The organism is Erythrobacter sp. S249 (assembly GCF_057364975.1).
In genome coordinates this window covers 2902968-2927429 of sequence record NZ_CP200287.1, presented here as the reverse complement: position 1 = coordinate 2927429, position 24462 = coordinate 2902968, and the positions used below count along the sequence as shown (strand labels likewise).

Below are 24462 nucleotides of genomic sequence, written 5' to 3'. Positions count from 1 at the left end.
CGCTCCAGATCATGCGCACTCCCTTCATCAAGATGCACGGCCTCGGCAATGACTTCGTGGTGCTCGACGCCCGCGAAACCCAATTGCCAAGCGTTACGAATGCGCTCGCGAAGGCGATTGCGGATCGGCGCACGGGCATTGGCTGCGATCAGCTTGTACTGCTGGAGCCAAGCACTTTGCACGATTTCAAAATGCGTTTCTTCAACAGCGATGGCGGTGAAGTGGGCGCATGCGGCAATGCCAGCCGCGCAGTGGCGATCCTGCATGGCGAGCCCGCCAGAGTAGAGACCGCTGGCGGCACTCTATCGCTGCACCCAAGCGAAGGCGGCGCCAGCGTCGATATGGGCGTGCCCCGCTTCGATTGGGACGCGATCCCGCTCGACTATCCGATGGACACCCTCGCAATGCCGCTTGGCTGGCCAATGGACGAGGGAGTGCTGGAAAACCCTGCCGCCGTCAATGTCGGCAATCCGCATGCGGTGTTCTTCGTGGATGATGCCGATGCGGTCGACCTGGAGACCTACGGCCCCATCATAGAGCACGATGCGGTGTTCCCCGAGCGCGTGAACGTCAATGTCGCGAGCCTGATCGCACCGGATCATCTGCGCCTGCATGTGTGGGAGCGCGGCGCGGGCATTACCCGCGCATGCGGCACCGGGGCCTGCGCTACAGCGGTTGCAGCGGCGCGGCGCGGGATCACCGGACGTGACGTCATGGTGTCATTACCGGGCGGCGATCTGCGGATTGAATGGCGCAGCGATGATACCATCTTAATGTCAGGCCCAGCGACCGAAGCCTTCCGCGGCACATTCGAGTGGGATGATTTCGCATGAGCGCCCCCCTCGCCAATCAGCCTGACGTGATCTCCCTGGGCTGCCGCCTCAATATTGCCGAAAGCGAGAAGCTGCGCGCGATGCTGCCAGACGGCGAGGATGTCGTCGTCGTCAACAGCTGCGCGGTGACCAATGAGGCGGTGCGCCAGACGCGCCAGGCCATCCGCAAGGCTCGCCGTGCGCGGCCCGATGCGCGCTTGATTGTGACCGGATGCGCTGCCGATATCGAGCGTGAACAACTCGCCGATATGCCTGAGATCGACGGGCTTATCTCCAACCAGTCAAAGCTTGATCCGCGCGCCTGGAACCTGCCCAGCGATCACGCGCCGCTTGCCCCGACCAAGACCCGCGCCTTTATTGCGGTCCAGAATGGCTGCGATCACGCCTGCACTTTCTGCATCATCCCGCAGGGGCGCGGCGCCAGCCGTTCCATGACCATTGCCGAGGTGCTGCGCGAGGTGGAGCAGCATCTGGAGCTTGGCGCGCGCGAAGTTGTTCTGACCGGGGTCGATGTGACCAGCTGGGGACACGATTTACCGGATGCCCCGCCGCTGGGTGCGCTGGTTGGCGCGATCCTTGATCGCTTCCCGCAGCTCGCTCGCCTGCGCATGTCATCGCTCGATGGCATTGAGATTGATGAGGCTCTGTTTGAGCTCTTCGCCAGCGAGCCGCGCCTTATGCCGCATCTGCACCTATCGCTGCAGCATGGCCACGACCTGATCCTGAAACGGATGAAGCGGCGGCACCTGCGCGGCGATGCAATGGATCTCGTGCAGCGGCTCAAAGCACGCCGCCCCGACATCGCCATTGGCGCAGATCTGATCGCAGGTTTCCCAACCGAAACCGCTGAGCACCATCAGGCTAACCTCTCAATCATTCGCGAGCTGGACATCGTCCACGGCCATATCTTCCCCTTCTCCCCGCGCGAAGGAACGCCAGCGGCCCGCATGCCCCAACATGACCGCGCGCTCATCAAGGAGCGCGCCGCTGAACTGCGCGCTCTAGCCGCTGAAATGCGCACCAACTGGCTCGATAGCCTTGTGGGCGAACCTCTTCGGGTCCTCGCCGAGGGCGACAACAGCGGCTACAGCGAGAGCTATGCCCGCGTCGCACTGCCCAGCGGCACACAGCGCGGCACGATTTTGACCGTCACACCGAATGCCCATGAGAAAGGCCTGCTGCAATGAGCGATCCCGAGAATGCGGGCTCTAGCTGGAGTGACCGGCTGTTTGGGGGCTTTCGCAAGACCTCTGAGCGGCTGTCCACCAATCTCACTGGCGTGGTCGGCACGGCGAAGCTCGATGATGCCACCTTGGACGAGGTGGAAGACGCGCTGATCATCTCAGACCTTGGCCCGTCGGCCGCCGGGCGTATCCGTGCCAAACTGTCTGAGAAGCGTTTTGGCCTGGAGATCACTGAGCAGGAATTGAAAGAGGCCGTCGCTGAGGAAATCGCAGAGATCCTGCGCCCCGTGGCGAAACCGCTCGACGTGGTCGCCTTTCCCCGCCCGCAAGTGATCCTGGTGATCGGAGTCAACGGCTCTGGCAAGACAACCACAATCGCAAAGCTCGCGCACCTCTTCCAAGAGGATGATTATGGCGTGATGCTGGCCGCCGGGGACACCTTCCGCGCCGCCGCCATTGGCCAGCTCGCCACTTGGGCAGAGCGTGTTGGCGTCCCCATCGTTCGCGGGCCAGAGGGCGGCGATCCAGCCTCCATCGTGTTCGATGCAGTGAAAGAGGCGACGGACACCGGCATTGATGCGCTGATCGTGGACACCGCTGGACGGCTGCAAAACAAGCGCGAGTTGATGGACGAGCTGGAGAAAATTCGCCGCGTCTTAGGCCGTCTCAATCCAGAGGCACCGCATGACGTTGTGCTGGTTCTGGATGCGACCAATGGGCAAAACGCTTTGTCTCAGATTGATGTGTTTAAAGAGGTCGCGGGCGTCACGGGCCTGATCATGACCAAGCTGGATGGCACCGCGCGCGGCGGGGTGCTGGTGGCGGCGGCGGAGCAATATGGCCTGCCGATCCACGCGATTGGCGTTGGCGAGACGATGGATGATCTGCGACCGTTCGACCCCGATCTGGTCGCCAAAGTTATTGCAGGAGTGGCGTAATGTCAGACACTGAAACTGCCGACCCACCTGCAAAAAAGGCAGGCTCAGGCTGGCTCAATGTCCTGGTTGATTATGGGCCGCTGCTGGTCTTCCTCAGCGTCTACAAATTCTATGCGCCGGATGAGCCTGAGCCGATCAGCGAGCTGTCCGCGATTATTCGCGGCACCGGCGCCTTCATGGTTGCGGCTCTTATCGCGTTGGCGGTGTCGAAATGGCGCCTCGGCAAGATCTCGCCAATGCTGTGGTTCTCCACCGCCCTCATCGTAGGGTTTGGCGGACTGACGATCTTCCTCGGCGATCCGGTGTTCGTGCAGCTTAAGCCCACCATTATCTACGGCTTCTTTGGAGTGGCCCTGCTGGTCGGGTGGAAGATGGGCAAGGCTCTGCTCAAAATCCTGCTGGAAGCCGCGTTTGAAGGCCTGACAGACGAAGGCTGGCTTAAGCTGTCGCGCAATTGGGGCGTGTTCTTCCTCGTGCTGGCTGCGCTCAACGAGGGCCTGCGCGCCTACATGACCTTTGAAGGCTGGCTGTGGGCGAAGCTGTGGGTGTTCCTGCCGCTCACCTTCCTGTTCACCTTTGCCAATATCCCGATGCTGCTAAAGCATGGGCTGGACCTGGGTGAGGAAGACAAGGCCGAGGCGAAGGACGAAACGCCTTAAGCGGCGCAGTCTTCCCAGCCAAGCGGCGCGCGGTCACAATTGGCATAAAGCGCGCGGCGAGCCCGCTCCTGCAAGACATCGCGCACAACCTGTTCTTGATTGTCGGTTGAGCGGGTTGTGGTGATGACATTCAGATAGCGACCATGGCCATATTTGGCCTCGCGCGACCCTGATGCGAAAATGCGATGTGCAGTCATTTGCGTTCTCTTTCGTTGATGACTGCGGCCATCGACCCTTACCTAGATTCGTTCAACCTATGGCCGTGTAACATCTTGTTACGGTCGACAGCTGTGGTTCGCTTATCGCAAAACTAGGTTATTGCTAGCGACCCTTTACCTCCGAACCAGCGATTGATCTGGGAACATCAAACAAGAAAGAAAGTAGACTCGATGTCAGTCAATCCGAATGAAAGTCGTGATTCGCTCGGGGGTGCTTTAACGAGAAGTATAGCATCAAGTGAGATTACGGACGCAATGGCTACGGTGGCCGATGCTGGTCTCGACGCTGCGATTAACTCTGGAGCTCTTGATGGCGTCCCAATTGTAGGAATAGGCACAGGACTCATTCGGGCAGGGACGCACATACGAGACGAACTCTTCATTCGAAAAATAGCCCGGTTTCTCTTGGAATTTTCAGATTGTGCGCAGGAAGCCCGTCAACGCTTTCTTGAAGGTCTCAAGTCGGAAGGCAAAACAGAGGAGTTTGGCGAAGCAATACTGGTTATTCTTGATCGGACCGATGACGTTCATAAACCTGGCGTAGTTGGCCGATTGATGGCTGCACATGTTGAGGGCAACCTAACATATGACCAAGCGATGCGCTTGGTCGCTATCGTAAACCGTTGCTATTGGACCGATCTCAAATTCCTCGTCGAATTCAGACCCGGCACCCAAGGAGAAAAATATCCAATTGCTGACGCACTCTTTGGAGCCGGATTGCTAGCAGTCGCAGGAATAGATGGCGGCAGAATTGGAGATCCCATGTCGGGTGGCACCATCTATAAGCTTAACGAATATGCCGAACTCTTGCTTGAGCATGGACTGGATGTAGCTCTCGAAGACAAAGGCTAACGAATAAGCCTAAATCTCCACCTGGCTGCCTAGTTCCACCACGCGGTTGGTCGGCAGTCGGAAGAACTCCATCGCCGTCGCTGCATTTCTCAGCATCCACGCAAAGATCTTCTCACGCCAGATCGGCATGCCCGGCTTGTCGCTCGGCAGCAGGGTTTGGCGCGAGAGGAAGAAGCTGGTGTGCATCATATCGAACTCGCCGCCGCACTGCTCCATCTGTTTCAGGCCCAACGGAACGTTCGTCTCTTCCATAAAGCCATAGCGCAGCACCGCGCGGTAGAACCCGTCGCCCATATCCGTGTATTCGCAGCGGCTGCTCGGATCGACATAGGGCACGTCCTGAATATCGACCGTCAGGATCACCACGCGTTCGTGCAGCACCTTGTTGTGCTTGATATTGTGCAGCAGCGCCGAGGGCACGCCAGCGGTGCTGGAAGCCATAAAGATCGCCGTGCCTGGCACGCGAGTGGCGGAATTCTTGGCGGACTTGGCGAAGATCTCCATCGGCAGAGCAACCTCGCTCATCCGGTCGCGCATCAGCTTGCGGCCGCGTGCCCATGTGGTGAGCAGCAGGAAGGCGATGAAGCCGACCATCAGCGGGAACCAGCCGCCGTCCGGCACCTTCGTAAGGTTCGCGGCGAAGTACGCGCCATCGACGATCAGGAACAGGATCACGACAGGCGCGGCGTACCACCATTTCCATTTCCACACGCCCACGAGCAGCACCGCCATCAGCAGCGTGTCGATCGTGACCGCGCCGGTCACCGCGATGCCATAGGCGCTTGCGAGGTTGGAGGAGTTCTGGAACGTCAGCACCAAAATGATCACCGCCACCATCAGCGCCCAGTTCACCACCGGAATATAAATCTGGCCGCCTTCGGTCTCGCTGGTGTGGCGGATCGACAGGCGCGGGATATAGCCCATTTGGATGGCCTGATGGGTGATCGAGAACGCGCCAGAGATCACGGCTTGGCTGGCGATAAAGGTTGCGACTGTCGCCAGGAACACCAGCGGGAGGCGCCATTCCTCGCTGGCGAGGAAGAAGAACGGGCTCTGGATGGCCTCGGCGGCTTGTTCCGGTGGCAAGCCGATGATCATCGCGCCTTGCCCAAAGTAGTTGAGCAGCAGGCAGGGCATCACAAAGCCGAACCACGAGAGCCGCATCGGGCCGCGGCCAAAGTGCCCCATATCGGAATAGAGCGCCTCTGAGCCGGTCACTGCCAGAACGACTGAGCCGAGCGCCAGAAACGCCAGCCAGCCATCGAGGACAAAGAAATTCACCGCGTGATACGGGTTGAGCGCCCACAGGATCTCTGGCGTGTTGAATATCTGCCATGCGCCCATGCTGGCGATGACCGTGAAATATACGATCATGACCGGGGCAAACAGCGCCCCGACCTTCGCCGTGCCGCGCTTTTGCAGCATGAACAGGAATACGAGCAGCCCGAGCGCAATCGGAATAACGAAACGCTGCAATCCGGGGTCCACCACCGTCAGACCCTCAACCGCAGACAGGACCGAAATTGCGGGCGTAATCATGCTGTCGCCGTAGAATAGCGAGGTCGCAAACACGCCCAGCAACAGCGCAACCCAGCCATATTTGGATTTGCTGAGCTGGCTGGAGATCAGCGCAACCAGAGCGAGCGAACCGCCCTGCCCCTTGTTATCGGCGCGCATCAGGATCGTGACATATTGGATCGAGACGACCAGCGTCATCGACCAGAAGATCAGGCTGATGACGCCCAGAACATGCGCGTTATCAACCGCAAGTGGGTGCGGGCCAACAAATGTCTCGCGAAATGCATAGAGCGGGCTGGTGCCAATATCGCCAAAGACAATACCGATCGCGCCAACCGCGAGCGCCTTTTTAGACGCACTATGGCCCTTGCCGCCTTGTGGCGGTTGGTGTGCTGGCGCTGCTGTATCGCTCATGCGTAATGGATTTCCCGAAGTAGAGCCGCGGCCCTATCGATACTGCCCTCGTAAAAAAGCCGCCCGATTTAGCGACTCTGCCCCTCACGAACCATGTGAGGTGCGCGCGCTTAGCACCGCCTTGGCGGCCCTGCAACTCAGGCGGTGAATGCGCGTCTTATTGGGCCGCCGGATTGGGAGCGCCAGAGAGCATGGCATCAATGGCCTCGAGCCGCTGGGTGAGCTCTGCATGCCACGGTGCATCCTCTGGTGTCCGCTCCAACAGTTCGGCCCAAACGGCGCGCGCCTCGCGCACTTGGCGGTTGCGGAAATAGGCCGCACCGAGGAAGAAACCCGCCCCCGGATTGGCCGGATCAGCCTTGCTCGCCCGGTCAAAGGCATTGTGCGCTGCCGGTGTGACGCTGCCATCGGCATGCTCGACCAGAGCCATGCCAAGCGCCAACCAGCCCTCTGCGTGCCCCGGATTGTCTGCAAGGCCGCCGCGCAGCAAACCAGCCGCATCAGAGAAGCGGCCACGCCGGGCAAAGCCATCGGATACTGTGAGATAGTTTGGTTTAGGTACGCCCGCGTCAAACAGGGCGCGGCGCGCCTCGACCATTTGTTCGCCAGAGCGCGGCTCCTGCACCATCGCGGCCTTCGGGCTGCCGGGCTGGCTGGCGCTGCCCTGCCAAGCATAGCCGGTGAGACCGAACACCAAGACCGCGCCGAACAGCGTCCAGCTCGATTTCGGCAGGCGCAGCACGAATGCGGCAAAGCCAAACGCGGCAAGCGCCAGGAGTGAGACGGCGATCCAGCCCATTATGCGCTTTCCTCAGAGGTGTGCGCGCAATCCGCATCGTCCCCATCGGAGCGTTTGCGCCCCAGACGGCGGAACAACAGCAGGAAACCGAAGCCAAAGATAATCGCTGGCACGATGAACAGCGGCCAAGTCGTGGAGCTGACCTCCGGCTGATAACTGACATAATCGCCATAACGCACGATCAGCCATTGGCGGATCGCCTCTGGCTCCTCCCCAGCGGCCAGGCGCGAGCGGACCTGATGACGCATATCACCGGCCATCGGCGCGTCGCTGTCATGGATGTTCTGGCTCTGACACGTAAGGCAGCGCAGCGTCGCCATCAGCTCTACGGCCTGCGCCTCCAGCGCCGGGTCTTCTAACTGCGTATAGGCATAGGGTGCCGGCGGCAGCGAATCTTGCGCGGTCAGCGGCACACTGAGCATCACCAAAGGCGCTAGGACGGCGGCAAGCAGAGCGGTGTTAAGCGCCCTCACGTTTCCGCCTTCTTGAGCTCTTCGAGTAGGAGCGGGATATGCTCCAGCCGGATATCGCCAATATGCTGATAACGGATCACGCCCTCGGCATCGATCACATAGGTTTCCGGCACGCCTGACGCGCCAATTTCCAGCATCAGTGAAGAGATATCGTCCTTGCCAATGCGGGTGTAAGGATTGCCGTAGCGCTCTAGAAAATTTGCCACGTCCTCCGGCTTGTCGCGGATCGCGACGCCGATGATCTCAACGCCCTGCCCTTCCAGCACTTCCAGCTGCTTTGCCTCGGCGATGCAGGGCAGGCACCAGCTCGCCCAGATGTTGAGCAGCTTTGGCTTACCGCCGATAAAATCCGCGCGCGATGCGCCAGGCATGGTCTCTACCGCTGCGGGCAGTTCAAACTCAGGCAGGGCCTTCTCAACCATGGCCGAGGGGATTTGATCATCCTTCGGCTGGGTAAGTTGATATCCCGCCACTCCCAGAAAGAAGACGAACAGGCCCAGAGGTATCCATATGGTCCAGCGCATCACGCAGGCTCCCCTTGCGCTTTGCCCTGCGCGTCCTTGGCGAGCGCTGGTTCGCCCAGCTCACCGTGCTTCAATGCTGCGACTTCAGCGCGTTTTTCGGTTCCGCGCAGCACCGCACGGCGGCGTTTCAAATCTGCGCTAACCCGTCCAATAATCGCCAGCGCGCCGCCGAACGCAATCAGCAGACCGCCATACCAGATGAAGGTGACAAACGGCTTCCACCAGATCCGCAGCTGCCAGCGCTGATTGCCATTGGCATCAACCCCGGCAGAATCGCCAATCACCGCATACAGCTGTCCGTCCCAGCGGGTGAGCAAAGCGCTCTCGCTGGTGGCCTGCGCGGGCGCCCAGAAATTGCGTGCCTGCGGGATCATCACGTCGGCCTCGCCTCCGCCGCGCTGGACAAGCACTCGGGCCTCCATCGCGGTCCAGTTCGGGCCAGCAATCGGATCGACGCTTTCCAAGGTTACGTTCCATCCCGCAACCTGCTGGCTTTCGCCCGCAGTCACCGCCGACAATCGCTCTGTCGTAAAGGCGCTCTCGCTAGCCATGCCGAACAGCGACACTGCTACCCCGAAATGCGCCAACACCATGCCCCATGTCGCCAGCGGCACGCGCGACAATTTGCGGCTGCGCAAGGGCATGAAAGATGCGATCGCAAGGCCGGCCGACAATGCGAGGCCAATGATTGCCAAGACAGAATAATCGCCCAGCACCGCGACGAGCACTAGCACGCCAAGAATGATCGCGCCGACAATCGCCAGCTCCAGTTGAATGCGCGCAGGCTTATCCTCACGCCAACGCATCAATGGGCCAGCAGCCATCACCAGGAACATTGGCACAGCGAAAATCGCGCTGACCGGATTGAAGTACGGCGGGCCAACCGACACCCGAATATCAAACGCCTCCGTCAGCAGCGGATAGAGCGTGCCAAGCAGCACAATGCCGAGAATTGCGGACAGCATCACATTGTTGAACACCAGCGCGCCCTCACGGCTGCTCATGGCAAAGCGCTTACCCTCTGCCACCGTACCAGCGCGCAAAGCGAAAATCGCGAGGCTACCGCCGATATAGATCGCCAGCAGGACCAGGATAAAGCTGCCCCGTTCTGGATCGACGGCGAACGCATGGACGCTGGTCAACACGCCGGAGCGCACTAGGAACGTGCCCAGCATGCTCATCGAGAAGGCAACCACGCCGAGCATAATTGTCCAAGTGCGCAAAGCATCGCGCGCAGCCAGGACGCTGGTCGAATGCAGTAATGCGGTCGCGGCAAGCCATGGCATCAAAGAAGCGTTCTCAACCGGGTCCCAGAACCACCAACCGCCCCAGCCAAGCTCGTAATAAGCCCAATAGCTGCCAGCGGTAATGCCCAGCGTCAGGAACACCCAAGCGCCCAGCACCCATGGCCGCATGACGCGCGCAAACTCGGGCGTCACATTGCGCGTTAGCAGCGCGCCAATCGCAAAGCTGAAGGCAACCGACAGGCCGACGTAGCCAATGTAAAGCGTCGGCGGATGCAGCGCCAAGCCGATGTCTTGCAGGAGCGGGTTGAGGCCCTGCCCTTCTGGCGCGGGGATCGGCAGGCGTTCAAACGGATACGAGCTGAGCAGGAGGAAAGCGTAAAAGCCGAGCGCGACAAAACCCTGCGTTGCCAGCGTTGCCTGCATCGTGCGTACGGGAAGGCGCTTTTCCAGCCAGCCGATCAACCCGCCAGACAGCGCCATCACCGCCACCCACAGCAGCATAGAGCCCTCGTGATTGCCCCAAGTGCCGGTCACTTTGAAAAGCATTGGTTTTAGCGAATGCGAATTCGCCGCAACCAGCTTCACCGAAAGATCGGTGATCGCAAAGCACCACATGAGCATGAAGAACGCGAGCGTTGCGAGCAGCGCCTGAACCATGGCCGCCGGGCGCATCAGTCGTGCCAGTTCGCCGTCTTCGCCCTGTTCCTGGCGCAGTGCCAAAACGCCTGCGAACAATTGCAGCGCGGCCAGCGCAGCGGCGAGCCACAGGGCAGCAAGGCCAATCTCTGCAATCATCAGGCGGCCTTAATCCGTGTACATCGTGGTGGTGTAGGATTGCTCAGGCGATTGATGCTGCTCCAAGCCTTCCAGCTCGCGCGGCACGTAATTCTCATCGTGCTTCGCCAGTAAGTTGGTGGCGAGGAAAGTGCCGTTTTCCTGCAGGCTGCCATCGGCAACCACGCCGGATCCCTCCACGAATAGGTCAGGCAAGATGCCGCTGTAGCGCACCGGGATAGTCGCTGCTTCATTGCCGGTAACGACAAAGGCGACCGTGATCCCATCATCCAGCGTCTCCAGCGAGCCGGGCTGAACCATACCGCCCAGCCGCACCGCTTTGCCAGTCTCAGGCGGGTTCGCGCTCATTTGCTCCGGCAGATAGAAGAAGTTTGCTTGATTGCGCAGCGCATAGGCAGCCAGCAGGCCGGCCGCGACAACCGCGACAATCGCGATCACCACCAACACCATCCGCTGATGCTTCGCGCGTAGCCCGGTGCTTGTCTCTGTCATCGCCGCTTCACCTCATCCCGGCGGCGTTCAGCCCGCCGCATGCTTTGCCACGCCCAAATCGTCACTGCGATCAAGGCGCCAATGCCGACCACATAGGCCGCGATTACGTAGTCCCACTGGTTGAGCGCTTCACGCATCAGCTGGTTCCCATAGTTGCGGCAGCCGGCACATCATCTTCAAGCGCGCGGCGGCGCAGGCGCGCCTCAACCTGCATTTCCGCGATCAGCGCGCGCATCCGCATTAGCACAATTCCGCCGAACAGCAGCGAGAAACCAAGCACAGCAATCAGCAATGGGATCAGAAATTCACCTGCAATAGCGCTCTTACCAACGGTGATGCTGGGCGGTTGATGCAGCGAATTCCACCACACGACCGAACGATTGATGATCGGGATGTTGACCGCGCCGACGATGCCGAAGATCGCAGGGATCTTGCTAGACCCGCCATCGCGCGCGCTGGCCTGAGCCAAGGCGATGTAGCCTGCATAAAGGAAAAGCAGCACCAGCATGCTGGTAAGCCGGCCATCCCACACCCACCAAGAGCCCCAGGTCGGCCGTCCCCAGATGGATCCGGTCGCAAGGCAAATCGCGGTGAACACCATGCCCGGCACGGCAACCGCGCGCGCACCAATCGCGGCGAGCGGATGCTTCCAAATCAGCAGCGCCGCGCTGGACAGCGCAATGCCGGTCCAACCGCCCATGCCGAGCCATGCCGATGGCACGTGAATGTAAAGAATGCGGACCGTCTCACCCATCAGCCGATCAGGCGGAACGACAAACAGCCCCCATGCGACCGCGCCCGCAGACAGCACAATTCCGCTCAGCAGCAGCACTGGCGTAAGCCAGCGGGCAAGGGATAGAAAACGGGTTGGGTTGGCGTAGCCGTGCATAAATACCGTTGCTTGTTCGCCGTTGATTTAGCGTACCCTCGCCGCGCGGCAAGGGCGCAAAATTATCAACACCCGGTAAGCTTGATGAAACACCGGCAATCCGCGCGTCAGAAACGCCCGGTTGAGCAAGCCCAAAGGCTTAGCCGCGGCCGATCAGCTCTTGCGCCATCCGGTCGGCAACTACGTCTGATGAGACACCGGTTTCTTCGCTCTTGAGCCAGATTTCCTCAAGCCGTTCAGGGATTTGCGCAATCCGCTTGCGAACGTCGTTGATGTCACCCGGGGTGCCATTGCGGCGTGCGAGATATTCCAGCGCGACCGAAATAATGCCGCCTGCATTGATGACATAATCCGGCGCGTAGAGAATTCCGCGTTCCGCCAGCACTTTGCCGTGCTCTGCGCGGGCGAGCTGATTGTTCGCGCCGCCAGCGACGATTGGCGTATCGAGGCGAGCAATGCCCTCTTCATCCAGTATCGCGCCGAGCGCATTGGGGCTGAACACGTCGCAGGATGTGCTCATGATCGCGTCCGCGCCAACGGCTTCGCCGCCCAATTCGCGCGCCAATTCCGATGCGCGATCAGCGTGAATGTCTGCGAGGGTCAATTTCGCGCCATCTTTGGCGAGCAAGCGCGCAACACCGGCGCCAACGCTGCCCGTGCCCTGTACGGCCACATGCACGCCATCGACGCTGTCTTTGCCTAGCTTGTGGCGAACGGCGGCTTTGATGCCGTGATAAATACCCATCGCGGTGAACGGACCGGGATCGCCGCCAGCATTGCCCTCACCTTCTACCGGCAGACCGGAAACATGCGCGGTTTGTTTGGCCACGGCGACCATATCAGCTTCGCTGATGCCGACGTCTTCCGCTGTGACATAGCGGCCGCCAAGTGCTTCAACAGCATCGCCGAATGCGGCCAACATTTCGGGCGTCTTAGTGCGCGCATCATTGGCCAGGATCACCGCTTTACCGCCGCCCATCGGCAGGCCCGCCATCGCGTTCTTATAGCTCATGCCTCGGCTGAGGCGCAGCGCATCGCGCAGGCCGTCTTTGGGATTGGGATAGTGCCAGAACCGCGTGCCGCCTGCGCCAGGGCCGAGATGCGACGAATGCACGGCAATAATCGCGGTCAAGCCACTCTTACGCTCGTGCACAACCTGCACGAGTTCGTGTTCGTCAAAGTCCGGTTCGGTCCAGAATGCGGTCATCAGCGATCAAGCCCCAGTTCAATTGGCGGTGCGCTCTGCATGACCACACATCGAAAGGGGCATTGAAGGGGGAAAATGGGGCGACCGAGGGAGCTCGAATCCCCGACCTCCGGTACCACAAACCGGCGCTCTAACCAACTGAGCTACGATCGCCATATGCCCCGTCTCAACGCAACCTAAGTCGCTGCCAAGCCTACGCAAGGGGGGCGTGTTACGCGTGCTGACGGCCTGGTCAAGGCCGCTTGCGTGCGGGGCGAGCCTGTTGCACAAACACAGACCCGTGTGAAGCGAAAACTGCGCGGAAATCGCATTTGCGCAAGAATATTTCGCTCCGTTATTTGGGCCGCGTTGGCGGCGCGCGAATTGGACCGGGTTTGCGCGAATCTTTGGCCGCATTTTTGCGCGGCCTGCACCCGCTGTAATCGTGCCTCAGCAGCGCCTTAGTGCTGAACGGTGAGATTGAGGCCAACCGCCCCGATCAAGATCATACCGATAAAGGCAAATTGCAGCGCGCTCAGCCGTTCATCAAAGGCGAAAATGCCAATTATGCTGATCGCAACAATCCCCACACCAGACCAGATCGCATAGACGATGCCCACCGGGATCACTTTCATCGCGGGCGCAAGCATCCAGAAACACGCCGAATAGCAAAGGATAGAGAGCACGCCCCATTGCCATTTCTCAAAGCCATTGGAGAGCTTGAGCAGGAATGTGCCGGTCACCTCCAGCACAATGGCGATACCAAGAAAAACCCAAGCGTTCATGCCCGCCGAGATTAGCGCCGGGCGGGTGATTGGCAATGGCGGCCGTGAAGTTGCTTTCGGGCAAACAAAAAGGGCGGCCCCACAGGACCGCCCCATTGGCACGATGTTGCCATCGCAAATTTCGCTAAGCGCTTATTTCTTAAGCGAAAGACCGCCAAAGCGCTTGTTGAACGCAGCAACACGGCCGCCCTCTTGAATTTGCTGCTTGCCGCCAGTCCAAGCCGGGTGGCTGGTAGGGTCAATATCAAGCGCCAGAGTGTCGCCTTCTTTACCCCAGGTGGAGCGTGTCTGAAACTCTGTACCATCGGTCATCTTGACCGTGATCATGTGGTAATCTGGGTGTGTATCGGCCTTCATGGCGGTATATCCTTCGTAGCTTTCGCCGGTACCGACCGGCTGCGCTGTTGAATTGAGAAGCGGCGCATTTAGCCGTCTTCCCCAAAAATGCAAGCACTATTGGGTTAGGCTGGCGGGTCAGCGATCATCGCGGTGAACTCAACCTCGCAAGAGGTTTTGCCCTCGACGCTCGCCTTGCCTTTGAACTTATAGACCCGGCTGCGCTTCTGGAGGAATTCGACATTGAGATCGAGCAAGCACCCCGGCGTCACAGGGGCGCGGAACTTTGCGTTCTCGATCCCCATGAAGATCACCAGCTTGCCAGTGCCCGAAAGTTCCAGCGTCTCAATTCCCAGAATTGCCGCCGCTTGAGCCAAGGCTTCAATCTGCAACACACCCGGCATGATCGGAGCGCCAGGGAAATGCCCCTGAAAGAACTCCTCATTCATGCTCACGGCTTTCACCGCGTGGATGCGCTCGCCCAGATCAATGGTGCGAACCCGGTCAACCAGCAGCAATGGATAACGGTGCGGCAGGGCTTTCAGGATCTTGTGGATGTCATAGTCCACGATCTGTTCCGCGCTGGCCGGTGCTTCCGAACCCTCACTCATGCCTTGCCCCCGTACGTTATCTGTTGCTGCTGTTTTGCCCAGCTGGACTTAGCGGCCCTCTGGGGCCTGTGCTGCTGGCTGTTGCTGCTGAGCGGCCTGCGCCTGCTGAATGGCCTGAGCCTGGAGCAGCACTTGCTGGATCTGCTGGAACACAGCGACCGAATTACGGTTTGGCTGCCAACCTTGAGCCGGCACGATGGTGACGCTTGGGACCTTCGCATTGAGCGCAGCAGTTACTTGCTGGCTGATATCGGCCTGAGGCGGCGCATAGATAATCGCATCAGGCGAGACGATCATTTGGATCGATTGCGCCTGCACCACTTCTTGCAGTGAAGCGGAATATTGCATGAGAATTTGCTCAACCGCATAAACGCGTGCGCCATCAATTTGCGCGGTCAGCGTTTGAATTTCCTGGTCAATCGCCTGGATCCGCGTGGTTTGCGTGGCGTTTGCGGCGGCGGCCTGCTCTGCCTCGTCCAGCTGGTTGTCGTTGTTCGTATCAAGCTGCTGCAGCAGCGTCTGACGCTCTTGATTGCGCGCGCGGCGCGTGTCGATTTGCGACTGATACGTCGTCGAAATCTGCTGGTAAGCGGTTTGGAACGCGGTGGTGCCGATAACAACACGCGCGGTGTCAACGGTCGCGACATTACCCTGCACCTGAGCGGTGGCAGGCACAGCAACAGCTGTCGATAGGGCGAGGCCCGCAATCGCGAGCGACTTAGCAAAGAGTTTCATTAGAACTGAGTTCCTACGTTGAATGAAAATGTTTTGGTCTCATCGCCTTCGACACTGCGCAATGCATGCGCAAAGTCGATGCGGAATGGCCCAAAGGGTGAATTCCAATTGACGCCGATGCCGACGGTTACACGCGGTGATGGGGAGTCGCCCAAGAAAACTTCTTGGAAGCCGGCTTGGATGAGCGAATTCGCAACACCATCGGCGGTTACAGCTTCGGTAGTTACTGTCCCATCGGCCTCTTGGAACAACTGCGGTGACGAAACAAGGAGCGGATCGGTGATCCCCCACAATGCGCCGACATCTGCAAAGATCGATGGTCGGAGGCCAAGCTCGCGCGCACCGGTGCCGAGCGGAATTTCCAGTTCAGCACGTCCCAGATAGAACTTGCGGCCACCAAGCGCATCATCGCGCGCCTGGTCGCGGTCGAGAATCGGGTTGCCGTCAGTATCGAGCGGACGGCGCAAGATGCGCGGTCCAACACCGCGAATATCAAAGCCGCGAATTTGCGGTTCGCCCAAGAAGAAACGATCGGTAAGCAAAACGTCATCAACGCCCGCACCAACGCGATCCTGGAGAGGAATGATCGACCCACCTTCCGCGCTCAGTGAGAAGATAAAGCCGCTGCCAAGGTTAAAATACTGCGTGCCCTTGGCGCGAAGACGAAGATATCTCACATCTCCGCCAAGACCGGCGAATTGCGTGGTGAAATCGATGCTCGCACCGCGTGACGGACGTATCCGAGAGTTTAGCGTGTTGTAGGCCAAACTTACCCCGAGGATGGAGCTAAGTCGTTCACCCAAAGCATCGCAGAGGAAGCGTCCGGCAAGGTTTGGATCGCAAGTCGCGATGCCATCGCCATTTTGATCGGAGAAGAACTGGTCACCCAGGTTCACGTCATCATAGTTGAGAGTATAACTGCCGATCAGTGACAGGAATTCTGTGAGCGGAACACCGCCCCGGACCGAAAAGCCTGTCGTCGCCTGCTCGAACGAAGGCGCACGATCATCGAGAAGGAAGCTCGGGTTTTCGAAATCGCGGCGATAGATATCGATCCCGGCCGAGATATTGCGATCAAACACATATGGGTCTGAAAAACTAAGCTGCGCAGAACGCGAGAAGCGCGAGTAATTGAGGCTCAAACCGACAGTCTGGCCACGCCCGCGGAAGTTCCGCTGACGGATGCTACCCGAAAGAATAAAGCTCTCAATCGAAGAGAAACCAGCGGAGAATTGCAATTCTCCGGTCGGCTGCTCTTGGACGTTTGCTTCCAGAACAATCCGGTCAGGCTGGCTGCCCTCGACCTGATTGACCTCAAAATTCTCTTGGAAGTAGCCGAGCGAAGCGATCCGCGCGGTGGTGCGTTGGACACCGAGCGAGTTAAACGCATCGCCTTCGCTAATCCGGAATTCACGGCGGATGACCTTATCCTGGGTCAGCGTATTGCCGTTGACGTCCACGCGCTCAACATAAACGCGCGGCGCCTGGCGCAGCACGAAGTTGATGTTCATCGTCAGATTGTCTTTGTCGCGGTCGAAGCGCGGCTGAACATCTGCAAAGGCGTAGCCAAAGGTTCCGGCCAGATCGGACAATTGCTCAACCGTGTCTTCTACCGATTTCGCATCATACCAATCGCCGGACTGCATCGGCAGGCGGCCCGCAAGCGCATCACCATCGAAATCGCGTATCTGGCTTTCAACCTCGACATCGCCGAATTTGTAGCGCTCACCCTCTTCCACCACATAGGTGATGATGAAGTCTTCTTTGTCCGGGGTCAGCTCGGCAACCGCCGAGACAACACGGAAATCAGCGTAGCCCTCAGTCAGATAGAACTGACGAAGCTTCTGCTGGTCAAACGCCAGACGGTCAGGGTCATAGCTCGTGTTGGAGCTGAAGAAGCTGGTAAGGCGCGCCTGCTTAGTCACCATTTCGCTGCGCAGCTGGCCATCGGAGAACTCTTCGTTTCCGATGATGTTGATCTGGCGAACTTTAGACTTTGGCCCCTCGCTGATCTCAAACACAATATCGACGCGGTTTTGCGGCAGCTGAACCATCTTTGGCTCAACCGTGGCAGCAAAGCGGCCTTGGCGTTTGTAAAGCTCAATGATCCGAGCAACGTCCGCACGCACTTTTGAGCGCGTGAAAATCTGCCGCGGCGCAAGCTTGATCTCAGGGACGATCTTGTCGTTCTTGATCCGCTCGTTGCCTTCCAGCACAATGCGGTTGATTACCGGGTTCTCAGTCACATTGATGATGACATTGCCGCCATCATTGCGGATCGAGAAGTTCGAAAACAGCTCGGTCGCGCCCAAATCCTTCAGCGCAGCATCGGCACCCGCCGTGTTGTAGGTCTGACCCACACGCAGGCGAATATAGCTGAGGATGGTCGTCGGCTCGAGCCGCTCAGAGCCAACCACGCTGATTGAACGGATTGTGTCCGCTACTGGCGCGGGCGCTGGAGCAGCAGCCTGCTCGGCTTGCTCCGCTGCCTGCTGCGCGGTTGCGGCATCGCTGGGCTCTGCCTGACCCTGCGCCAAGGCCGCCTGCGGAAGGCTGACAAGAGCGCTGGTGCACAAAAGTGCAATGGAGAGCCGCCCGGCTGACTTAGCAGACACGGCGTCTGTCTCGCTGCATCGATTCATTGAGTAAGTGTTCCCGTCTAACCCGTATCTAATCACGCACGCCTGCCCCGGGGCATGATCCCATCATAGGCTGTTACAGCACAGATTTGCCTGTGCCCGATGCTGCCTGAGCAATCAAGCGGAGAGACCCGCCAATTGCCGTTCACCGGACCCCTTTCCCCGGTTAACTGCCAAATAATGATCCGAAGACCGGCAGCGAAACGAGGTCATTCACCGTTACGACCACCATGAAAACCAACACCAAACCTATTCCGGTGCGATATGCATATTCGGTCGCTCGTGGTCCCACTGGCTTTTTACGAACCGCTTCCGCAGCATAAAATGCCAGATGGCCACCGTCGAGTGCAGGGATTGGCAAGAAGTTGATGAATGCTAAATTAAGCGAGATCAAAGCCGCGAAGTTCACGAATGCGACGAGGCCAAGGCTCAATTGCTCGCCAGAGAATTTCGCAATCTTTACAGGCCCGCCCAGCTCTTTGATCGAGCGATCGCCGACCAAAATCTGTTTTATCCCGGTCACCATCATTTTGGTGATTTCCCAGCATTGGCTGGCCGCGAGCGGGATGGATTCGAGAATGCCTACGTCTTTGAAGACATATTCCGCCTCAACCGGGGCTACCCCAATCAGGCCTATCGTGCCCGTGTTGCCGAAGTTGTCGGTCTGCTCAACGCTGGCAATGGTCACCGGAATATCGAGTTCAGCGCCATCGCGCTCCACACCGATGACAATCGATTTGTTCGGATAAAGCGCAATATTCTCGCGGATTTCCTCAAAATCTGCGATGGCATCGCCGTCGATCGCAACGATCAAATCGCCAACCTCGAGCCCCGCATCGCGCGCGGCGGATTCTTCAGCAAACTCGCCAATCTGACGGGTGTCGACTTCGCTTTCGATCTTGGGCTGGCCATAGATCGTGAAGAAGGCAGCAAAGATTGCAATTGCCACCAAGAGGTTTGTGACCGGACCAGCCGCGACAATCAGGGTGCGCTTCCATAGGGCCGCGTTCTGAAAGCATCCCGGCTCTGCCGGAGCATCGGGATTGGGAACGCTGGCTGGATCCATATCGCCCTTAAACTGGACATAGCCGCCCAATGGCAATGCGGAGAGCTTCCACCGCGTGCCGTGCTTGTCGGTGCGGCCGAACAGCTCTTTTCCGAAACCAACCGAGAATGCTTCTGCCTTCACGCCGAACCAGCGGCCCACCAGATAGTGCCCCAGCTCGTGCACGGTGACGAGCGGCCCCAGCAACAAAATAAAGCCAGCGGCGTACATCCAGATAGGGGGCGATTCAAACAAGTTCAGAGCTTTCCAACAATTCACGGGCGCGCACGCGGGCCTCGGCATCGATGCTTAGCACATCATCCAATCCTTGCGGCGCAGCCACGCTATAGCGATTTAAGACATGCTCGACCACTACGGCAATCCGGGTGAACCCAATCTGACCGTCTAGAAACGCCGCAACCGCGACTTCGTTCGCCGCGTTGAGCGTGGCCGGTCCGCCGCCGCCAGCATGGATCGCCTCACGCGCTAGGCGTGTCGCGGGAAAGCGTGCCTCGTCAGGAGCGAAGAAGGTGAGTTCGCCAATGCTGGGCAGATCGAGAGGCTCCATCGGCGTCTCCATCCGCGCAGGATGCGCAAGGCAGGATGCGATCGGTACGCGCATGTCGGACGGCCCAAGCTGCGCCAGGGTTGAGCGGTCTTTGTATTCCACCATGGAGTGAATAACGCTCTGCGGGTGCACTACGATCCCGAGGCGGTTCAGCCCAACGGGAAACAGATGATGCGCCTCGATAAATTCCAGCCCTTTGTTCATCATCGTCGCGCTGTCGACGCTGATCTTCGCGCCCATATCCCAATTGGGGTGCGCGACCGCCTGCTCTGGCGTTGCCGCATCCAGCTGAGCCTGTGTCCATTCGCGGAACGGCCCGCCGCTGGCGGTAAGAGTGATCCGCGCAACATCGGCGATGTCATTGCCTGCGAGGCATTGGAAGATCGCATTGTGCTCGCTGTCGACAGGCAGCAAGGTCGCGCCATATTTCGCAACCGCTGCCGTCATGACGTCACCAGCGGAAACCAGCGCTTCCTTATTGGCCAGCGCGATTGTGCCGCCCTGCTCTATCGCCGCCATCGTTGGAGCCAGACCAGCGCAGCCAACAATCGCCGCCACCGTCAGATCGGCTCCGCGAGCCGCCGCATCGCAAAGCGCCTGAGCGCCGCCTGCCGCCTCGATCCCGCTATCGCCGAGCGCCGAGCGCAGATCGCTGAGGCAGCTCTCATCGCCGACAACCGCAATCCGCGCGTCAAACTCGCGCGCCAGCTTGGCAAGCTCCTCCGCTGAACAATTCGCGGTCAGCGCCTCAACCTGCCAATCATCACGGTTGCGCCGGATCAGATCGAGCGTTGACGCTCCTACCGAACCTGTTGCGCCAAGAATTGTGATCGAGCGGGTCATCGGTGCTACCCTAGGAAAATTCGCGTAAGCGCGAGCACAAAGAAGACGGCGATGAAGCCATCAAGCCGGTCAAACACACCGCCATGGCCCGGGATCAGCTTGCCAGAATCCTTCGCGCCTGCGCGCCGCTTCATCCAGCTTTCAAAGAAATCGCCTGCCTGCGCCAGCACCGCGATCAGCGTGCCAGCTGCCAAGGGTCCGATCAGGTTCGCAGCGCCAAAGCCCTCCGGCGGAACTGCGCCAAAATGGGCGGCCTCTGGGAAGAAATATTGCACAGCAATTGCAACCACACTGGCCGCGACGATCCCGCCGCCTAGCCCGGCCCAGGTCTTGGATGGGCTGATCTTAGGCGCGATCTTAGGCCCGCCAATCGCGCGGCCCGCGAAATAGGCGCCAACATCCACTGCGATAATCGGCAGGATGAACCCGATGAGCATGAAGAACGGCACATAGCTTTGCCGCACCTCGACCATGGCCAGTGCTGCGCCGCCGACATAGATCGCGCCAAAGAACAGCCACAGCACCTCGGTCAGCGGCGATTTCGCAAACGCCTTTGCCAGCAGGTTCCATTCCCACAGAACGAGCCCCGCGAGCAGCACGACAAACGCAACCCAAAACCAGCCGCCTAGCCAAAGGGCAATGCTGGAAACGCCAACCATTACGACGGCAGAGGCCAGCCGCACCGGCAGGTCTGCGTTTTTGGAAGTCGGCTTGCCCGCCTCTGCGCCAGTCATGCCATCAGCGTCCGCCAAAGCGTCTCTCCCGCTGCGCGAAATTGTCCAGCGCCTCTCGCAAATGCGCCGGTTTGAAGTCCGGCCAAAGCGTATCGACAAACAGCATTTCGGTATAGGCCGATTGCCACAGCAGGAAGTTCGACAGGCGAACCTCGCCGCTGGTGCGGATCAGCAGATCGAGCGGAGGCAAATCCGCCGTGTCGAGATGCGCCGCAATCGCCTCTGGCGTCACATCACCAATCGCGGCCGCCTTTGCCGCTGCGCGCGCAATCTCATTTTGCGAACCATAATTGAGCGCGACAGCCAGCGTGTTTGACCCGCCAGAGGTTTGCTCCAAAGCGTCTTCGAGCATAGCGACAATATCCGGCGCCAGACCCTGCCAATCACCAATGATTTTAAGCCGCACGTCATTGGCGACAAATTCCGGCAAGTCCGATTTGATGAACTTGCGCATTAGGTTCATCAGATCATCGACTTCGTCTTCGGATCGCTTCCAGTTTTCTGATGAGAACGCATAGAGCGTGAGGCAATCAAGCCCCATCCCGCCAACATTGCGCACCAGCTCGCGCACCGCCTCGACACCGCGTTGATGGCCAACGGCGCGCGGCAAGGCGCGCTTCTTCGCCCAGCGGCCATTGCCATCCATAATGATCGCGACATGCCGGGCGCGACTGGCCTCTGATTGCTTCCCCATCAAAGCCTGACCTTACTGGGTCAGGATCTCCTGTTCTTTCTTGGCCGCTGCTTCGTCGGCTTCGGCGACATATTTGTCGGTCAGCTTCTGCACGTCTTCTTCGTGCCGTTTGCGCTCGTCTTCCGAGATGTCTTTGCTCTTCTCATCAGCTTTGAGCGATTCCATCCCATCACGGCGGACATTGCGGATCGCGATCTTGGCATTCTCAGAATACTGACCAGCCAGCTTGGCAAGCTCCTTGCGGCGCTCCTCGGTCAGGTCCGGCATGGGCAGGCGCACGGTCTGGCCGTCGGTCATTGGGTTGAGGCCAAGATTGGCCTTCGTGATGCCCTTCTCAACCGCGCTCACGTTTGACTTGTCCCACACCTGCACGCTCAACATGCGCGGCTCTGGCGACGAAACGGTCGCCACTTGGGCCAGCGGCATCATCGCGCCATAGACTTCGCAAACCACCGGATCGAGCAGGCTGACATTGGCCCGGCCCGTGCGCAAACCGCCCAGATCGCTCTTCAATGATTCCACTGCGCCGTTCATCCGGCGCTCGATATCGGCCTTGTCATATTGAGCCATAGGTCAGGCTTCCTCTTTCACAATTGTTTGTACGCCGCCGCCATCAAGCACGCGCACGACGTTTCCTTTTTCACGGATTGAGAACACCACTATCGGGATATTGTTCTCGCGGCAAAGGGCAACGGCGGTTGCGTCCATCACCTTCAAATTGTCAGACAGCACTTTGTCATAGGAAATCGCATCAAACCGCGCGGCATCGGGATTTGTCTTCGGGTCGCTGTCATACACGCCGTCGACGCTGGTGCCCTTCATTAGCGCATCGCAGTTCATCTCTGCTGCGCGCAAGGCAGCGCCGGTGTCTGTAGTGAAGAAGGGATTGCCCGTGCCGGCTGCGAAAATCACGATCCGGCCCTTCTCCAGGTGCCGCTCTGCCCGGCGGCGAATATAGGGCTCGCACACGGTGCTCATCGGAATGGCCGATTGCACCCGGGTAGGTACGCCCGCCTGCTCCAGCGCGTTTTGCATCGCCAGCGCATTCATGATGGTGGCCAGCATACCCATGTAATCGCCGGTGGTCCGATCGAGCCCGCGCGCAGCGCCTGCAACGCCGCGAAAGATATTGCCGCCGCCAATGACCAGGCAAATCTCCAGCCCGGTGTCTTTGGCCGCCTTCACTTCCTCGGCCAGCCGCGCCACGTATGCCGGATCAATCCCGTAATCCTGCTCCCCCATCAACACCTCGCCTGAGAGCTTCAAGAGAACGCGTTTCATTTCGGGAAGGGCCATGGGTGGTTTGCTTTCTGGCAGAATGTGTCTTTGCCCCTCGCCCTTATCCGGCAGGCGCTATGATGCCAAGAGCATTAGCAGTAATTGCGCCGCCTTGGGGTTTGCATGAGCGTGCAAAAGCTGTGAATGCTGCGTTTCGATGATTGGCGACAGGCCGACAAAGGGACCCCAATGATCCGCCGATTGTTCTTGTTTGCCCTGGTGATTGGATTGGTACTGGCCGTAAAGGCATGGTCCGACACGATGGGCGCGCCCACTGTTGAGCGCCACGTTGTCGAAAGCGACGAGCTGGCCCCGGGCGCGGCGCCGATCACGATTGCCTTGATCAGCGATATTCACGTCGCCGGGCCAGATATGCCGCCCAGCCGCCTCTCCGAAATCGTCGCCCAGATCAACGCGCTGGAGCCGGATCTGGTCGCAATAGCAGGCGATCTGGTGAGCGAGAAACGCACCGCCACGCATATCTACAATGCCGAGGAAATCGTCGCCCCACTCGGAGAGCTAAGCGCTCCGCTAGGCACCGTTCTGGTGCCGGGCAATCATGATCATTGGTTCGATTGGCCCGGGCTTGAACGCGAGCTTGCCAAAATTGAGAATATGACCGTGCTCGCCAATGAAGCGGCGCAAATCGGGCCGCTCGCTATCGCTGGTGTCGATGATGACTTCACCGGCAAAGCGAACCTGCCGCTGGCTCTGGAGGGAATGGCGGCGCTGACCGGCCCGCGCATCGCCCTCACCCACAGTCCGGACATCTTCCCTCAGGTGCCTGTGAATTTCGACCTTGTGCTAGCTGGGCACACCCACTGCGGACAGATCGCCTACCCCTGGGGCGGCGCGCCCGCGACCATGTCAGACTACGGCGATCTCTACGCCTGCGGCGTGGTGGAGCAGCACGGCAAAACGCTGATCACCAGCGCAGGTTTGGGGACGAGCCTGCTGCCCATCCGCCTGTTCACGAAGCCGGAGATTTGGCTGATCGAGGTGCGGGCTGCGGGGCGGTGAGGAGCGAGGCAGTGAGGTTTTTTTAAGCTGAAGCGGACGTCTGGAATTGGGGGTGGAAGCGGACGTTTTAGGTTTCGAAAGTTTGACAGGCTCAGCTTTCTTGGTGAAGCTATGTTTTCCAAAGGAGAATGCCGTGAATCGACCCGCCGTCCT

The 24462-nt window shown here is 59.4% G+C and carries 27 protein-coding genes and 1 tRNA gene; 6 read left to right on the top strand and 22 right to left on the bottom strand.

All coding sequences use genetic code 11. The annotated features are described in order from the left end of the window. The first annotated feature begins 11 nt into the window (after positions 1-11). From dapF to AC0V6V_RS13870, 4 genes are read left to right on the top strand one after another with little or no spacing between them, the layout of a single operon-like run. A complete protein-coding gene (dapF, locus tag AC0V6V_RS13885; RefSeq protein ID WP_486165912.1) occupies positions 12-833 on the top strand; it encodes a diaminopimelate epimerase in 822 nt (273 codons plus the stop codon). Continuing rightward, the gene (gene mtaB / locus AC0V6V_RS13880) at positions 830-2020 is read left to right on the top strand and encodes a tRNA (N(6)-L-threonylcarbamoyladenosine(37)-C(2))-methylthiotransferase MtaB (RefSeq protein ID WP_486166382.1); all 1191 of its coding nucleotides are present in this window, start codon (positions 830-832) and stop codon (positions 2018-2020) included. Before dapF ends, mtaB begins: the two co-directional genes overlap by 4 nt. Next, entirely contained in the window at positions 2017-2955 is a 939-nt protein-coding gene (gene ftsY, locus AC0V6V_RS13875) for a signal recognition particle-docking protein FtsY (RefSeq protein WP_486136854.1), read from the top strand. Before mtaB ends, ftsY begins: the two co-directional genes overlap by 4 nt. Beyond that, a complete protein-coding gene (locus AC0V6V_RS13870; protein ID WP_486165910.1) occupies positions 2955-3614 on the top strand; it encodes an inner membrane-spanning protein YciB in 660 nt (219 codons plus the stop codon). The genes ftsY and AC0V6V_RS13870 overlap by 1 nt, the downstream gene beginning before the upstream one ends. On the opposite strand, the gene AC0V6V_RS13865 is transcribed toward AC0V6V_RS13870, so the two are convergent. After that, entirely contained in the window at positions 3611-3811 is a 201-nt protein-coding gene (locus AC0V6V_RS13865; protein WP_486165909.1) for a hypothetical protein, read from the bottom strand. The two genes, AC0V6V_RS13870 and AC0V6V_RS13865, sit on opposite strands and share 4 nt — an antisense overlap. A gap of 192 nt (positions 3812-4003) precedes the next feature. On the opposite strand from AC0V6V_RS13865, the gene AC0V6V_RS13860 reads away from it, so the two are divergent. Further along, positions 4004-4684: a hypothetical protein gene (locus AC0V6V_RS13860; protein ID WP_486166381.1), complete on the top strand. Its 681-nt coding sequence runs from the start codon at positions 4004-4006 to the stop codon at positions 4682-4684. Between the two features lie 9 nt (positions 4685-4693). On the opposite strand, the gene AC0V6V_RS13855 is transcribed toward AC0V6V_RS13860, so the two are convergent. The 21 genes from AC0V6V_RS13855 to pyrH all read right to left on the bottom strand — a co-directional run bounded on the left by AC0V6V_RS13855 (position 4694) and on the right by pyrH (position 23307). Next, the gene (locus tag AC0V6V_RS13855) at positions 4694-6616 is read right to left on the bottom strand and encodes a potassium transporter Kup (protein WP_486136857.1); all 1923 of its coding nucleotides are present in this window, start codon (positions 6614-6616) and stop codon (positions 4694-4696) included. A 157-nt stretch (positions 6617-6773) separates the two neighbouring features. After that, positions 6774-7415 carry a tetratricopeptide repeat protein gene (locus tag AC0V6V_RS13850; protein WP_486165907.1) on the bottom strand — a complete coding sequence of 214 codons (642 nt, stop codon included), beginning with the start codon at positions 7413-7415 and terminating at the stop codon, positions 6774-6776. Continuing rightward, a complete protein-coding gene (locus tag AC0V6V_RS13845; RefSeq protein ID WP_486166109.1) occupies positions 7415-7837 on the bottom strand; it encodes a cytochrome c-type biogenesis protein in 423 nt (140 codons plus the stop codon). The genes AC0V6V_RS13850 and AC0V6V_RS13845 overlap by 1 nt, the downstream gene beginning before the upstream one ends. A gap of 47 nt (positions 7838-7884) precedes the next feature. Continuing rightward, complete coding sequence (locus AC0V6V_RS13840; RefSeq protein ID WP_486165906.1) at positions 7885-8412, bottom strand: DsbE family thiol:disulfide interchange protein; 528 nt, start codon at positions 8410-8412, stop codon at positions 7885-7887. Continuing rightward, positions 8412-10454: a heme lyase CcmF/NrfE family subunit gene (locus AC0V6V_RS13835; RefSeq protein ID WP_486165905.1), complete on the bottom strand. Its 2043-nt coding sequence runs from the start codon at positions 10452-10454 to the stop codon at positions 8412-8414. The genes AC0V6V_RS13840 and AC0V6V_RS13835 overlap by 1 nt, the downstream gene beginning before the upstream one ends. Positions 10455-10463: 9 nt before the next feature. Then, positions 10464-10946 carry a cytochrome c maturation protein CcmE gene (gene ccmE, locus AC0V6V_RS13830; RefSeq protein WP_486165904.1) on the bottom strand — a complete coding sequence of 161 codons (483 nt, stop codon included), beginning with the start codon at positions 10944-10946 and terminating at the stop codon, positions 10464-10466. Beyond that, the gene (locus AC0V6V_RS13825) at positions 10943-11083 is read right to left on the bottom strand and encodes a hypothetical protein (protein ID WP_472644797.1); all 141 of its coding nucleotides are present in this window, start codon (positions 11081-11083) and stop codon (positions 10943-10945) included. The genes ccmE and AC0V6V_RS13825 overlap by 4 nt, the downstream gene beginning before the upstream one ends. Then, on the bottom strand, positions 11083-11835 hold the full coding sequence (ccmC, locus tag AC0V6V_RS13820) for a heme ABC transporter permease CcmC (RefSeq protein WP_486165903.1): 753 nt from the start codon (positions 11833-11835) through the stop codon (positions 11083-11085). Before ccmC ends, AC0V6V_RS13825 begins: the two co-directional genes overlap by 1 nt. A gap of 139 nt (positions 11836-11974) precedes the next feature. Then, positions 11975-13042 carry a Leu/Phe/Val dehydrogenase gene (locus tag AC0V6V_RS13815; RefSeq protein WP_486165902.1) on the bottom strand — a complete coding sequence of 356 codons (1068 nt, stop codon included), beginning with the start codon at positions 13040-13042 and terminating at the stop codon, positions 11975-11977. A gap of 76 nt (positions 13043-13118) precedes the next feature. After that, a tRNA-His gene (locus tag AC0V6V_RS13810) sits at positions 13119-13195 on the bottom strand. A 287-nt stretch (positions 13196-13482) separates the two neighbouring features. Continuing rightward, positions 13483-13806: a DMT family transporter gene (locus AC0V6V_RS13805; RefSeq protein WP_472644795.1), complete on the bottom strand. Its 324-nt coding sequence runs from the start codon at positions 13804-13806 to the stop codon at positions 13483-13485. A 132-nt stretch (positions 13807-13938) separates the two neighbouring features. Next, positions 13939-14163, bottom strand: coding sequence for a 50S ribosomal protein L31 (rpmE, locus tag AC0V6V_RS13800; RefSeq protein WP_472639169.1), 225 nt, complete (start codon positions 14161-14163; stop codon positions 13939-13941). 104 nt (positions 14164-14267) lie between these two features. Beyond that, positions 14268-14753, bottom strand: a complete 486-nt coding sequence (gene fabZ / locus AC0V6V_RS13795) for a 3-hydroxyacyl-ACP dehydratase FabZ (RefSeq protein WP_486165901.1) — start codon at positions 14751-14753, stop codon at positions 14268-14270. Positions 14754-14801: 48 nt separating this feature from the next. Beyond that, positions 14802-15488, bottom strand: coding sequence for an OmpH/Skp family outer membrane protein (locus AC0V6V_RS13790; protein ID WP_486165900.1), 687 nt, complete (start codon positions 15486-15488; stop codon positions 14802-14804). After that, entirely contained in the window at positions 15488-18130 is a 2643-nt protein-coding gene (gene bamA, locus AC0V6V_RS13785; RefSeq protein WP_486165899.1) for an outer membrane protein assembly factor BamA, read from the bottom strand. The genes AC0V6V_RS13790 and bamA overlap by 1 nt, the downstream gene beginning before the upstream one ends. 163 nt (positions 18131-18293) lie before the next feature. Beyond that, positions 18294-19403 carry an RIP metalloprotease RseP gene (rseP, locus tag AC0V6V_RS13780; protein WP_486165898.1) on the bottom strand — a complete coding sequence of 370 codons (1110 nt, stop codon included), beginning with the start codon at positions 19401-19403 and terminating at the stop codon, positions 18294-18296. Between the two features lie 16 nt (positions 19404-19419). Further along, positions 19420-20583: a 1-deoxy-D-xylulose-5-phosphate reductoisomerase gene (gene dxr / locus AC0V6V_RS13775; RefSeq protein WP_486165897.1), complete on the bottom strand. Its 1164-nt coding sequence runs from the start codon at positions 20581-20583 to the stop codon at positions 19420-19422. 5 nt (positions 20584-20588) lie between these two features. Further along, positions 20589-21317: a phosphatidate cytidylyltransferase gene (locus AC0V6V_RS13770; protein WP_486166108.1), complete on the bottom strand. Its 729-nt coding sequence runs from the start codon at positions 21315-21317 to the stop codon at positions 20589-20591. Positions 21318-21321: 4 nt separating this feature from the next. Next, positions 21322-22011 (bottom strand): polyprenyl diphosphate synthase, encoded by a 690-nt coding sequence (gene uppS / locus AC0V6V_RS13765; RefSeq protein WP_486165896.1) that lies wholly within the window; start codon positions 22009-22011, stop codon positions 21322-21324. 12 nt (positions 22012-22023) lie between these two features. Continuing rightward, a complete protein-coding gene (gene frr / locus AC0V6V_RS13760) occupies positions 22024-22581 on the bottom strand; it encodes a ribosome recycling factor (protein ID WP_486136868.1) in 558 nt (185 codons plus the stop codon). Between the two features lie 3 nt (positions 22582-22584). Next, positions 22585-23307: a UMP kinase gene (pyrH, locus tag AC0V6V_RS13755; RefSeq protein WP_472644787.1), complete on the bottom strand. Its 723-nt coding sequence runs from the start codon at positions 23305-23307 to the stop codon at positions 22585-22587. Positions 23308-23433: 126 nt separating this feature from the next. On the opposite strand from pyrH, the gene AC0V6V_RS13750 reads away from it, so the two are divergent. Further along, positions 23434-24309 (top strand): metallophosphoesterase, encoded by an 876-nt coding sequence (locus AC0V6V_RS13750; RefSeq protein WP_486165895.1) that lies wholly within the window; start codon positions 23434-23436, stop codon positions 24307-24309. Positions 24310-24462 lie beyond the last annotated feature (153 nt).

Coding starts and splice junctions, on each gene's coding strand:
- dapF (WP_486165912.1), top strand. CDS start 12: ATGCGCACTCCCTTCATCAAGATGCACGGCCTCGGCAATGACTTCGTG.
- mtaB (WP_486166382.1), top strand. CDS start 830: ATGAGCGCCCCCCTCGCCAATCAGCCTGACGTGATCTCCCTGGGCTGC.
- ftsY (WP_486136854.1), top strand. CDS start 2,017: ATGAGCGATCCCGAGAATGCGGGCTCTAGCTGGAGTGACCGGCTGTTT.
- AC0V6V_RS13870 (WP_486165910.1), top strand. CDS start 2,955: ATGTCAGACACTGAAACTGCCGACCCACCTGCAAAAAAGGCAGGCTCA.
- AC0V6V_RS13865 (WP_486165909.1), bottom strand. CDS start 3,811: ATGACTGCACATCGCATTTTCGCATCAGGGTCGCGCGAGGCCAAATAT.
- AC0V6V_RS13860 (WP_486166381.1), top strand. CDS start 4,004: ATGTCAGTCAATCCGAATGAAAGTCGTGATTCGCTCGGGGGTGCTTTA.
- AC0V6V_RS13855 (WP_486136857.1), bottom strand. CDS start 6,616: ATGAGCGATACAGCAGCGCCAGCACACCAACCGCCACAAGGCGGCAAG.
- AC0V6V_RS13850 (WP_486165907.1), bottom strand. CDS start 7,415: ATGGGCTGGATCGCCGTCTCACTCCTGGCGCTTGCCGCGTTTGGCTTT.
- AC0V6V_RS13845 (WP_486166109.1), bottom strand. CDS start 7,837: ATGCTCAGTGTGCCGCTGACCGCGCAAGATTCGCTGCCGCCGGCACCC.
- AC0V6V_RS13840 (WP_486165906.1), bottom strand. CDS start 8,412: ATGCGCTGGACCATATGGATACCTCTGGGCCTGTTCGTCTTCTTTCTG.
- AC0V6V_RS13835 (WP_486165905.1), bottom strand. CDS start 10,454: ATGATTGCAGAGATTGGCCTTGCTGCCCTGTGGCTCGCCGCTGCGCTG.
- ccmE (WP_486165904.1), bottom strand. CDS start 10,946: ATGACAGAGACAAGCACCGGGCTACGCGCGAAGCATCAGCGGATGGTG.
- AC0V6V_RS13825 (WP_472644797.1), bottom strand. CDS start 11,083: ATGCGTGAAGCGCTCAACCAGTGGGACTACGTAATCGCGGCCTATGTG.
- ccmC (WP_486165903.1), bottom strand. CDS start 11,835: ATGCACGGCTACGCCAACCCAACCCGTTTTCTATCCCTTGCCCGCTGG.
- AC0V6V_RS13815 (WP_486165902.1), bottom strand. CDS start 13,042: ATGACCGCATTCTGGACCGAACCGGACTTTGACGAACACGAACTCGTG.
- AC0V6V_RS13805 (WP_472644795.1), bottom strand. CDS start 13,806: ATGAACGCTTGGGTTTTTCTTGGTATCGCCATTGTGCTGGAGGTGACC.
- rpmE (WP_472639169.1), bottom strand. CDS start 14,163: ATGAAGGCCGATACACACCCAGATTACCACATGATCACGGTCAAGATG.
- fabZ (WP_486165901.1), bottom strand. CDS start 14,753: ATGAGTGAGGGTTCGGAAGCACCGGCCAGCGCGGAACAGATCGTGGAC.
- AC0V6V_RS13790 (WP_486165900.1), bottom strand. CDS start 15,488: ATGAAACTCTTTGCTAAGTCGCTCGCGATTGCGGGCCTCGCCCTATCG.
- bamA (WP_486165899.1), bottom strand. CDS start 18,130: ATGAATCGATGCAGCGAGACAGACGCCGTGTCTGCTAAGTCAGCCGGG.
- rseP (WP_486165898.1), bottom strand. CDS start 19,403: ATGTACGCCGCTGGCTTTATTTTGTTGCTGGGGCCGCTCGTCACCGTG.
- dxr (WP_486165897.1), bottom strand. CDS start 20,583: ATGACCCGCTCGATCACAATTCTTGGCGCAACAGGTTCGGTAGGAGCG.
- AC0V6V_RS13770 (WP_486166108.1), bottom strand. CDS start 21,317: ATGACTGGCGCAGAGGCGGGCAAGCCGACTTCCAAAAACGCAGACCTG.
- uppS (WP_486165896.1), bottom strand. CDS start 22,011: ATGGGGAAGCAATCAGAGGCCAGTCGCGCCCGGCATGTCGCGATCATT.
- frr (WP_486136868.1), bottom strand. CDS start 22,581: ATGGCTCAATATGACAAGGCCGATATCGAGCGCCGGATGAACGGCGCA.
- pyrH (WP_472644787.1), bottom strand. CDS start 23,307: ATGGCCCTTCCCGAAATGAAACGCGTTCTCTTGAAGCTCTCAGGCGAG.
- AC0V6V_RS13750 (WP_486165895.1), top strand. CDS start 23,434: ATGCTGCGTTTCGATGATTGGCGACAGGCCGACAAAGGGACCCCAATG.